Raw genomic sequence first — 11,750 nt, forward strand, 5'->3', positions numbered from 1 at the left:
ATTATTTTTCGCCAGGTTAAAACTCTCTTTCAACTCGCTGATACACTCCATATCACCTTCTTTGGTCGTTCGAGATGATCTGATTTTTAGAGTAAATCAACGAATTATCTCAACGTATTGCAGTGCCAAATGATAAATGGTTGCCCGCCTGCGCGGGCAAGACAGTTTATTTTGTCCTGTACGCGGTCTTGCCCGCGCAGGCGGGCAACCATTCATAAAACTAAATTGATGTTTAAAAGCCAGTCGGGATTATTTTTCTCCAGGTTAAAACTTTCTTTCAACTCGCTGAAACACTCCATATGACCTTCTTTGGTCGTTCGGGATGATCTGATTTTTAGTGTAAGTCAAGGAGTTATCTCAACGTACTGCAGTGCCAAATGATAAATGGTTGCCCGCCTTCGCGGGCAAGACAGTTTTTTTGTCCTGAACGCGGTCATGCCCGCGCAGGCGGGCAACCATTTAAAAAACTAAATTGATGTTAAAAAGCCAGTGGGGATTATTTTTCGCCAGGTTAAAACTCTCTTTCAACTCACTGAAATACTTCATATCACCTCCTTTTGGCAATCGAGATGATTTGATTTTTAGAGTAAATCAACGAGTTATCTCAACGTACTGCAGTGCCAAATGATAAATGGTTGCCCGCCTGCGCAGGCAAGACAGTTTATTTTGTCCTGTACGCGGTCTTGCCCGCACAGGCAAGACCGCTTTTTTGTCATGTAGAGAGTGCGATTCTATTGTTCAGGAATATTATTTTGCTCAACCTACGCCTCTAAATGAATTATTAGACTGGATATAGGCTCACGAGTTGGTATTAAAAATGAAGCAATCAAAAGACGAGAGTGATTCTTCGTAAATGGCTTAATAAACTGAATAATTTTCGCTTATTCCACTTGCTCTGAAATAAATGCAGAACTCTATACTATAATAAAATGAACCCATTAAGGATTTAGTACGCAGTTACCTTAATCAAGGAGTTTTGCTGCATTAACGGACTGCCTGGAATACGTATGGAAAAAATAATACTCTCATTACAACAGTGTAGAGCCATTAGTAAAACCTTGTCGTTAGGCGTTATTGTTCTTGGTTGTATTGGTGCATGTGGCTGGGTATTTGACATTCCGGCACTTAAGACCATATTACCAGGCATGTCTTCAATGAAATTTAATACCTCTATCTGCACTATTTTGATGGGTATTGCCTTGTATTTGGTCGTTTCCAGGAGTTTCGGCAGGCTCAATCGCTTTATTACATTCAGTATTGCGGCATTAGTATTGATTATCAGTTTATTGACTTTATATGAATACATCTTTGCTGCTGATTTGGGGCTTGATCAGCTTTTTTTTAGTGAAATCCCCATTAATCCTTTGTATTTTCCGGGGCGCATGGCCTTTAGTACTTCTCTTAATTTTGTTTTTGCCAGCATGGCTGTGTTGTGTATTGATTCAAAATCGCTCCCTGATTGGACTTATCAGGTTTTTATGTGTCTGGTTTTTCCGATTACCATGTTCAGTGTTTTATATACTGTAGCGAATGTTGAACCTGATTATGTGATCGTAACTTATATTAATCTGGCCATACATACCATCCTTGCTTTTTTGCTGATCAGTGCGGCTTTATTGTTTGCCCGACCTAATGTTGGTGTCAGTTTTATTTTATTGGCGGATAATATGGGTGGGCGATTAGCCCGAATTTTATTACCAGCGCTGTTTATTGCATCTATTGTGATCATTGAGTTAATTACTTTAGGAGTTAAATACCAGCTTTATGGTAATACTTTTACCATGGTTGTTGCGATCATCGTTTTTTTAATTATGATCACTTTTCTTTTGTTTATCGGTATTTTAATCATGAGCCGGCTTGAACACTATTCCGATGAACTCCAGCAACAACTGATAGCACGAGAACATTTGTTTACTGAATTTACTGAAAATATTGATCTGGTTTTATGGCGAATGCCTGTTGATTCAAATGAATTAACCTATGTCAGTCCAGCCTTTGAAAAAATTTGCGGCCAGTCTGTTGATTCGTTATATCAGGCGCCGGATAGCTGGTTGAATATGATAATTCCTGAGGACCGCCCCAGGATTCTGGATGCAATAGAACAAATTAAGCGCGGTGCTTCTAATATTATTATAGAAATTAAAATTTTGCGTGCAGATGGAGTTATTCGCCAAATCTCAGATCAGATTTTTCCCCTAAAAGATTCTAATGGAGAGGTGTTGGCCATACTCGGCGTTGCTACAGATGTGACTGCTAAATACAATCTGATGATGCATCAGCAACTGTTGGATGAGTTGCATAAAAATCTGAGTGAAACTCAGGACATCAGCATTTTTTCACAAAATATTTTAAAAGCAATTTGTCAGGCTATTGGCTACGATATTGGTGAGTTTTGGTTGTTGGATGATAAAGACAATACCTTAACTTGTCTGGCTCATTGGCTGAGTGAGGATTTGGCCATAAAACCTAACTCATTAAGAACGTTGTATTTGAGCGCTGATTCAGAACAAGCTTTTCAAATCAGGTGCTTAAGACAGAATACAATTCAATACAGTATTGATCCCGTTAATTTGAATCATCTTTACCAAAACATGAATGGTCAGGAGTTAAAGCTAAAAGAAGTTGTCGGAATTCCTTTAATGGTGTCCGATCAGACTATTGGGGTTATGAGTTTTTATAATCGAATGGAGCTGAATCTGAATATTGATGTATTTAAAATTCTCATGGAATTTGCTGCCAACTTTTCAAAATATATTCAAAATGTCTTATTGATCAATAAAATGAAATTTATTGATAATTACGATCCTTTGACAGGATTATATAATCGTTATTCATTTATTAAAAAAATTGATGAATTTATTGAACATAAAGTTTCATCCTTTGTGGTTATTAAATTGCAAGTAAATAATATTCAGCTCATTAATAATACTATGGGTTATGATGTAGGTAATAAACTGTTCCAGAGTTTGGCTAAAAAATATTTTGATGCTTCATTATCAAATGTTGACATGATTGCCATTCTTCAGCCTGGTGTTTTTGGCTTTTTATCCCACACGCTCAAAGAGACAAATTCGATAACTCTCTTTGTAAAAACATTACTTGAAATCACTCTCAAACCTTTTAGAGAAAATAATTTGGAATTATTTTTAACCACTAATATTGGCATCAGCCAATATCCAGAGCATGGTACTTCCAGTTCTCAGTTATTGAGCAATGCGATATGGGCGCTTATTGAATCAACCAAGGAAGGAAGTCATCAGTTCAAATTTGCCACTTCAGAAACGCTCACACTTCCTGCACGGCAGCTAGAAATTGAAAGCTCCATGCATGCGGCTATACTAAATAACGAACTGGAGCTTTATTATCAACCGCAAATTTCGTTGAAAACTGGCAAAATTACTGGTGTTGAAGCTTTAGTGCGCTGGAATGATCCTACTAACGGCTTACGAATGCCTGATTATTTTATTCCTATTTGCGAAAAGTCCGATTTAATCGTGGATGTGAGTGATTGGGTTTTACGTGCAGCGTTTAAAGATATTGTCAGAAGTGAACATCCTGTCCGAACAGCGATTAATTTAACAGCACGCCAATTCACCACTTCCTATAATCTGGTGGAAAAAGTGAAGGCATTATTGGCGGAATTTTCTATTAACCCTCGATATCTTGAATTTGAAGTGACTGAAACTATATTGATGACTAATACGGTACAAACAGTAAAAATAATTAATGAATTGCAGCAGTTGAACACTCATATCACTCTGGATGATTTTGGAACAGGTTACAGTTCATTTGAGTATTTAAGAGATTATTGTCCTGAAAGTCTTAAAATTGATAAATCGTTTATTGACGAACTTCCCGACAACGTTCAAAGCATTAAAATAATAAACGCAATCATTACTTTGTCCCATAGTTTGAATATCAACGTGGTTGCAGAAGGGGTAGAAACGGCTGAACAAGTTAATTATCTATTAGGCATGAGCTGTGATGAAATTCAAGGATTCTATTGTTCTAAACCATTGCCGTTCGCTGAAATCCAGGCATTAATAAAAGCGGATAAATCTTTTAAATTGCATACACAACGAAGAAAAAAAGCCTCTTTTTAACGTGTGGTTTCATCCCTTCTCAGGGGTTAAACAACCAAGAGATATTTCCGACCAGTAAATAATCGTAAGGTTCTTGATCTCCGTTTAAATGTTGAACCAGCGGTATTCCTATTTACAGATTGATCCAGAAAGCGGCTCAATCTGTAATATCTGGGTTTTTGTAGACAATAGAACCAGTGCTCAGCCATTCCTCTCTATTGTGAGCTTGAAAAATAATCCCCTCTGATGTGTTGCTGTGTTGATGAGCTTGCTTCTAAAGACGTTCTGAAAAAGGAATGATGATCCGGAGCGGAAGGCGTTCTTTGGGTTGAAGTACTTCTGCGTTCCGTTTCAAGAAACGTATTGATCTCTTGGTAATGAGCCACTTTACTGTTACAAAATGGTAGAAATCCATTTTGAGTCTGAATTCTAAGTGCTCTGGCATAGCCTTCTAATCCAAGTTCCTTTTTGAGTAGATCGGTGAAGCAAATTAATAAATCCATAGAGCCAAGTGCTGCAATTTGGTGTAAAAAGGTAAATCCTGATTTCGTCTGACAAACAAGGAATGAGTGGAACTGTTGAGTATTTGTTCCATACAATGCTTTAATTTCATTAAGATAAGCAATCAAGTTACTCTGATTATGAAATTGTTCATTACATAGCGCATTATGTAAAGGCGTTTTGCCATGCATAGGATTGGTTAAATATTGTAGATAATAATCAGGTTGATCCGCCATTTTTTGTTTTGTTGTGTCAAGAAAAATAGCAAGCTCATCGGGTGTTGCACTGATTAGCGCACTCGTGATTGAGTGAAATGTTCTGTTGCCGCTGGTTTGGCTTGAGCTTGAACTAGGACTTGAAGAAGTTGCCTTAGTACTTAAGGTTCTTCCCCGGATCCCATTTTCCATTTGATCAATAAATTGTGCTGAAACAAACTTGGCTTCTCTCAAGTTGGCCATCCATTTGTTTACCAGTTGCTCAATAGCACAGTCCATTGATTCTGGTGGAATGTAAATCGCTATTTGGCTGACCAGATTCGATAGAATGTGTTTAAATTGATCTTGAGTTAACGTTTCAGTTGCTCCGGTTTCATTTTGGTGTTGCACACTGAATTTTTCATAATCGTTTAACTGTCGTGCATAGCGTTCTTTGAGTTTTCCTAATTGAACATTAAGGTGATCAAGTAACCTTGGTTCAGTATCTCTACACAGCCTGAGAGCACGCTTGATTAAATCATAATCCATGATAATTTTGTTACTGTTATCCAGGTCTTTAATTGACCAGATTGCTCGAGCCAGAGCGCCGAGCATTGCAGCAGTAAATTTTCTCGAGGTAGGTTCTTCTGGTTTCAGCACTGAGGATAAAATGTTAACAAAAGATGATTCCATCAATGATTGAGGATGCTCGGTGGGGTCATCATCTCTCAATCTGGGCTTTTTGGAAGTATGGGTTGCTGTTTCTTTGCTGGAGGAAGAAGATTCTGTTTGCTCCACTTCACTAAAATGAACCCGTTTCTTTTTGAGAATTGAACGTGCTGAATTAACAGTGTCTCGAGATTGAGTTATAAATTGAGTAATTGGCAGTAACTGTTCCGGTTTATCACTGTAGAATAACTTAGCGCATCGGGCAAGAAGTTCTAAAAAATCATCATCGCGACATAATTCATATCCGGCATGCAATTGGTTAATGTAGTTTTTTTTGTCTTCATCTGACCATTCGAGGAGGGGGAATACGTTAAGTACTTTATTAAGCGGACTGAGGATATTGAAGTACCATTGTTGTTTATTATATACCGTGGCCCATTGATTTCTTTGGATCTGTTCAATGGTATTATCCAGCTGTCTCTTCATAAAGAGCGCTACTTTTACATCGATTTGATGTAATACCACGGAAATCATGGCGATTGAGTCAACAACCTGTTCTTTTTGTGCTTCCTGATTTAAGGCAATTAATCGCTCCTTGATAGGGTTAAGCGCTTCAATCAAGTCATTGTATTCAGTAAAAGCCTCCAGTTTCAAAGAATTAAAACGGTTAAGTTCTTCATCAATTTTTTGTCGAAGCTCTCGAGAGAGTAAAATACCACTGAGTGTTTTTAGTGCTTCTTTAACATCAGCTGCTTTAGCTGATGGCGTCGTTCCAGAGGTTAATTGATTATGGAGTTTTAAAATTCTTCCGAAGGTAATCCAGGCGTGATCTAACGGAAGCTCACCGCTTTCATGCAGTGCCTTAGTTGCTATGTTGAGCAGCAGAATAAATTCACTATCAACTATCTTAGTAATCAGAGGATTGTGAAGTTCAGATAAATAGGACTGTATTGTGCTTTGTATTTTAATGATTTCAGCCAGATAATCGAGAGTAGTGTGTGCTGTTTTGATGTTTTGTAATGTCGGGCTGTTAAGGCTTTTTTGTATGGCATTCAATGCGGTGCCTAATATGAAGGGCTTGAATGATTCCTCGGCCTCGTGAAATTCTTTTTCTCTTAATTGAATGTAGGCGATTAATTGATTTAACTCTTCGTTAAGAGCAATGCTGTCACTTTCTTGAGGAATCAGGGTAGAATCATGTTGTGCTATCATTTGTATTTATGACCATAAAGGTTAAAAAAAAGCCATGCTAGCACAGGGTGAAATTTTAATCAATTAGTTGTGGATTTGACTTTGAATAATCCTCAAAGGCAGAGGATTATTCAGTTAGTTTAAAGAAAAGTATGCTTATTAGATGGTTGCAGTATTGATTAGTTCAGATTCATTGCGCTCAGCTTCTGAAATATGCTTGAGTAAGCTGTTAAGCCAAAGATCTTCATCATTTGTAAATTTATTGTTTGGAAAGAATCCAAATGGCTGGGCTGGTTTTGCGGCGCTGACCTGAGGACGATCATCAGTTTGGCTTTCAATGGGGATTAATGCCTGCGTACTGGATTCATTCTCTAATTGCTGTGTTGGTTTGATTTTCGGACGCAATGAATCCATTATAGAATCCAACTCTGTATTCAAACTTGATTGCATTGAACTTAGAGGGCTTTTGTTGCTCAGTATAAAAATAATCGAATCCAATATTTCAATTGCTATATTTAGGCTTAATCGCACCATTAAATTAAAGCTGCCTTCAAAAAGGGAGAATGCTGCATGAGTAGGGGATGTGTTGCTGTTTGGCAGCAGTGATAATAATAGATTTATACCTGAAAACAATAAAATAAAACCATTGGTTAGGAGTTGATAGGTTGCCTTTAAGCCAATCCATGCAAGAGGCAGACTCAGTTGAAGCGCAAGGTTAACGGGGAGCATTAAAGTACTGAGCAGCAGCATGGGCAGGGCGGTTAATAAAAACTGAATCCAGCCTTTGTGTTGAATGATTGTCTCAGCAATTACTTTTAGTGCATTAAAGAATTTGGGCAAACTGGTCGCGGTAAACAGGGTTGAGATGAAAAAAACACTCATAATGTTGTTCCATGTGGGCATATTCGCAATAAGTTGTGGCCAAAATCCGAAGATGTATTGAATCTTATTAATTAACTCATCAGTCAGAGTGGTTTTTAATTCTTGACCGGCTTCTGCTATCGCCAGAAGCAGTTCATCCAGTTTTTTCTGTTCTACAATGGAATCAAGAAGTTCTGGCGACAGTTCTTTGATATGGGTAAGAATTTCATCCATGTTGATTTGTTCGGCACTGCTAATATAATCTCTAAGAATCAGTAAAAATACCGCAACCGAACTGCCATCTAAATCCTTTATATAGGGGCGAATAGCAGCCAATTGTTTGGAAAAGGTATTAATATAACGAAAATTTAATTGCCCATCCGAATAGGTCGACAGCGGTATGGTTACTAACAGACTGCTGCTGAAGAAATGCAGCCAGCTTATTGTCTGTGTCAGGGTAGCTGAACTGTTTTTTGTTGCTTTCAGCATATCTGTAAGGGCACTTGCCCAGTCTGAAGGGGTAAATTTAGCAAGATTGTCTTTAAATGCTTTTCCTGGAATGTTGTCTTCACCTGCTAGCATATAATCTCTGGCTAATAAGATGTCTCCCATGAGTGCATTACAGATTGGTTCCGGAATGGGTTGTGCATATCTGCTTTGTTGGCCATCCGGATGAAATCTTATCGCTCTCATTCGATACGCTTTATTAATTTCGGCTGGGCTAAAGCTAAGATTGGGTCTTGATAAATCAAGATTTAATAATTCGCACAAATCTTTTTTAGTGATTATGTTCGGGCCATCAAAAATACTGTTGTAGATAAAGGGCATTAGAATCACCTTGAAATAGAAGTTTCTGTTCTAAAAGAGGGCATAGTATATAAATCGAGAATCAATAAAGTCAAATGTGCTATGATGATGGTGTGCTATTGAATCAAGAGGATTTATCGGAGCTTATTCATTCATTACTCATAAAAAGCAGGTACCCTTTGCATAGGGTACCTCGTCTTTCTACAATAAAGCATATTACGGGCTAAACGGTATATTGTACACCAATTAACAGAGCGTTCAGTGTTGGATTTTGAGTATCCATGTTGATATTTCCAGTAGAATTATTCAGATTAAAGGTTCCTGTTGTTTTAGGACTTGCCCCTAACGCGAATAGATAAGAACCGGTTAAAGCCCAATTTTCATTAAAGTTATAAGCCGCACCTAATTTTATTTCAGGTAATACCGCTGTCTGATTGTTCTTCTCACTGTAACTATTGATTAGCGGAGATGCAAAGGCAGGAGAGTACAAAGAGGTTGTATGTGTCTGCATGTTTTGTATCATGGCGCCTGCCTTGACGGATAAACTGTAGTAAGGTTGCATGTAGGCAACACCTAATAACACATCAAAGCCTGATATTGTGTGACTCATGGTAAAGGATGCGGGAAGTTGAGTGGTTACACCGTTTACTGCGGGATTAATCGTGGTTTTTCCATAATATCCCCAGCCTAACTCTCCAGTCGCTCCAAATTGATCTTCAAACATACTGACCATTCCAACTGCTAGACGGCCAGTATATTGATCGTTGGTTATAGCAGAAGTGATCACTGTATTGGCGCCAATCAGTGCAAAGTCATATCCATCAATTGTATTCCAGGTATATCCACCTTCAAGCGCAAAAAAAGTAGAACAGCAGGAATTAGAATCGCCCATACCACCGGCATGGATAGTAGAACTCAAGGATAGTGCAGATAATAAAGAGAGCAGGGTTGATTTTTTCATGATTTAGTAACTCGTTCCATGTATATTATTATTTTAAAAACAGCGATAATTTAAAACAGTTGGCCTTGAATTGCCAGTAAAATTATTTAAGTTTTGTGAACTCTCTGTACATGACAAAAAAACAGTCATGCTTGCGCAGGCGCAGTAGTATCCGGGGAAAATGAACTTCTTTCGATCAAATCTCCTCTCCACTGCGAGCAGCGTGGGGGCGAGTTTAGGGTGAGGGGGGTAAAATACTATCGCGCAAAAGCGCGCTCCTTACTTACTCAACACCTTTCATTTTAAAAGGAGTATTATGAATCACCTTGATTGGTTAGCTAAATTAATTGCTTTCGATACAACTTCGCGCTATTCGAATTTATCACTCGTTGAATTTTTGGCCAATGTTTTAACTGATCATAAAATCAATCCAATTTTAATTCATGACAGCAAGCAACCCAAAGCCAATTTATTCGCTACTCTTCCAGGTAAGAATGGAAGGATTAATGGTGGAATCGTCTTGTCCGGTCATACCGATGTTGTTCCCGTTGATGGGCAAAATTGGGACAGCAATCCTTTTGAGGCAACCATTAGAGAGAACCGTGTTTATGGAAGGGGGGCTTGCGATATGAAAGGATTTATCGCTGTTGTTATGGCTTTAATTCCGAAATTGCAAGGCATGAATTTAGATTTTCCAGTTCACTTAGCCTTTTCATATGACGAGGAAATAGGTTGTTTGGGTGCCCCTTATCTAATAGATAAAATTTTAGAGCTGAATTACAGGCCTGATGCCTGTATTGTTGGTGAGCCTACATTGATGCAGCCGGTTATTGGGCATAAAGGGAAACAATCATACCGCTGTCAGATACATGGGGTTGCCGCACATTCTTCTTTAACGGATCAAGGATCCAATGCTATCGAACATGCGGCCACTATGATCAGCTATTTGAGGGGCATTGCTACTGAGTTTAAAAACAAGGGATTTCGGGATCCTGCCTACGATGTACCCTATACCACATTAACTACCAATTTGATTCAAGGGGGAAACTCCTATAATACCTTACCCAGTTTATGCGACTTTATTTTTGAATTTAGAAATTTAGCTGTAGATAACCCCATTGATCTGGACCAAAAAATCAATTCTTTTGTTGATGAGCATTTAAGACCCACTTTGAAACAGGAACATGCAGAAGCCGATGTGAGCCTGGAGACTATTGCAAAAGCACCCGGTTTGGATACTAATCCATCTGAGCCAATTGTTCAGGCAGCACAACAGATTTGTCATAGTGATAAATTGCACAAGGTTGCTTATGCAACAGAGGCTGGATTATTTCAACAAGCACACATCTCAACCATAGTCTGTGGTCCTGGCAGTATCGAGCAGGCACATCGTGCCAATGAATACGTTGCTATAGAGCAGTTGGTATCTTGCGAACAGTTTATAATCGATTTGTTGCAATCGCCATTTCTTCTGAACATCCCGTCTGATAAGTGACTAAGCAGAGCTGTTTTCTTTGTTTATACAAGTACTTTTACAGGCTATTCACAAAGTTATGCACAGAATTTGTGGATAACCTGTTCTGCAAGGGGATGGAACATATCTTTTAAAATCTGTTATTTATCAATAAATTAATTTAAATGTATATTAATGATTGATCTTGCTGAAAAAGTATGAATCTAATTTATCCACATCAGAATTATTCAGTTATTTGTTTATTTGGGCATCCCGATTAAACATTTTGTACGGATTCAAAATAGTCTATTGTAATTTATTTTAGCAAGAATATAATGCCTTCTTTTTGTCCAAAAGGGATTGTTATGCCTAAATTTATTTTTGTAACTGGAGCAACGGGATCCGGAAAATCAACGGTAGCCGATGAAATGGAATTCTTGATAAAAGAGAAAGGATTCAGTGTTGCTACTTTGAATCTGGATCATTATTATCTTCCTCAAAGCAAACTGGATCCTGATAAGCCAAAGAATTTTGATGTTCCGGAAGCTCTGGAGCAAGAGTTGATTATTGCCCATCTAATTGCTTTAGAATCAGGCAACGCTATTGAACGACCTACCTACGATATGACAGTCAGTGATCGAGTCCCTAGGGGTGAAGTTACTTTTTCTCCGCAGGATGTCATTATTGTTGAGGGAATTTTTGCCGGAGAATACAAACGTTATCTTAAAAGAGATACAGAACGATTAAGTGTTTATTTACACTCTCCACAATTAAATGATAATTACACTAGAAAAGCTGATCGAGACAGTGTTGAAAGGAAAAAAACACCTGAGCATATCAAGGCTATGAGAGCGAATCAGATGTTTTGTTTATTTCATTATGTAGCGCCACACATGACTTCATCTGATATAGTAATTGATAACAGTTGGCAGCCAGTGGCCAGTTCGAGTGACAGTCCCTCTAAAGTACCAATGATTATTGAAGATAAATTGGACCGGCTGATGAGCTTTTTATCTTTAGAAAAGTCATCTACTTTGGGTTTTTAATTTATT

6 protein-coding genes are annotated in these 11,750 nt (G+C 38.1%); 3 read left to right on the plus strand and 3 right to left on the minus strand.

Going from position 1 to position 11,750, the window contains the following annotated elements; all coding sequences use genetic code 11:
* Nucleotides 1-1,007 precede the first annotated feature (1,007 nt).
* Nucleotides 1,008-4,103 carry a bifunctional diguanylate cyclase/phosphodiesterase gene (locus G543_RS0113615; protein WP_028385006.1) on the plus strand — a complete coding sequence of 1,032 codons (3,096 nt, stop codon included), beginning with the start codon at nt 1,008-1,010 and terminating at the stop codon, nt 4,101-4,103.
* Between the two features lie 194 nt (nt 4,104-4,297).
* On the opposite strand, the gene G543_RS0113620 is transcribed toward G543_RS0113615, so the two are convergent.
* The 3 genes from G543_RS0113620 to G543_RS0113630 all read right to left on the minus strand — a co-directional run bounded on the left by G543_RS0113620 (nt 4,298) and on the right by G543_RS0113630 (nt 9,266).
* Nucleotides 4,298-6,658, minus strand: a complete 2,361-nt coding sequence (locus G543_RS0113620) for a hypothetical protein (protein ID WP_028385007.1) — start codon at nt 6,656-6,658, stop codon at nt 4,298-4,300.
* A 138-nt stretch (nt 6,659-6,796) separates the two neighbouring features.
* Nucleotides 6,797-8,326, minus strand: coding sequence for a hypothetical protein (locus tag G543_RS0113625; protein ID WP_028385008.1), 1,530 nt, complete (start codon nt 8,324-8,326; stop codon nt 6,797-6,799).
* A gap of 202 nt (nt 8,327-8,528) precedes the next feature.
* Nucleotides 8,529-9,266 carry a membrane protein gene (locus G543_RS0113630; RefSeq protein WP_028385009.1) on the minus strand — a complete coding sequence of 246 codons (738 nt, stop codon included), beginning with the start codon at nt 9,264-9,266 and terminating at the stop codon, nt 8,529-8,531.
* Nucleotides 9,267-9,561: 295 nt separating this feature from the next.
* On the opposite strand from G543_RS0113630, the gene argE reads away from it, so the two are divergent.
* Nucleotides 9,562-10,740 (plus strand): acetylornithine deacetylase, encoded by a 1,179-nt coding sequence (gene argE / locus G543_RS0113635; protein ID WP_028385010.1) that lies wholly within the window; start codon nt 9,562-9,564, stop codon nt 10,738-10,740.
* Nucleotides 10,741-11,063: 323 nt separating this feature from the next.
* Nucleotides 11,064-11,744: a nucleoside/nucleotide kinase family protein gene (locus G543_RS0113640; protein ID WP_028385011.1), complete on the plus strand. Its 681-nt coding sequence runs from the start codon at nt 11,064-11,066 to the stop codon at nt 11,742-11,744.
* Nucleotides 11,745-11,750: the final 6 nt, after the last annotated feature.

It is taken from the genome of Legionella moravica DSM 19234, from assembly GCF_000423305.1.
Classification (GTDB): Bacteria; Pseudomonadota; Gammaproteobacteria; order Legionellales; family Legionellaceae; genus Legionella; species Legionella moravica.

What these genes read in the sequence shown, in the direction of transcription:
- G543_RS0113625 (WP_028385008.1), bottom strand. Translation starts at nt 8,326, where the DNA reads ATGCCCTTTATCTACAACAGTATTTTTGATGGCCCGAACATAATCACT.
- G543_RS0113615 (WP_028385006.1), top strand. Translation starts at nt 1,008, where the DNA reads ATGGAAAAAATAATACTCTCATTACAACAGTGTAGAGCCATTAGTAAA.
- G543_RS0113620 (WP_028385007.1), bottom strand. Translation starts at nt 6,658, where the DNA reads ATGATAGCACAACATGATTCTACCCTGATTCCTCAAGAAAGTGACAGC.
- G543_RS0113640 (WP_028385011.1), top strand. Translation starts at nt 11,064, where the DNA reads ATGCCTAAATTTATTTTTGTAACTGGAGCAACGGGATCCGGAAAATCA.
- argE (WP_028385010.1), top strand. Translation starts at nt 9,562, where the DNA reads ATGAATCACCTTGATTGGTTAGCTAAATTAATTGCTTTCGATACAACT.
- G543_RS0113630 (WP_028385009.1), bottom strand. Translation starts at nt 9,266, where the DNA reads ATGAAAAAATCAACCCTGCTCTCTTTATTATCTGCACTATCCTTGAGT.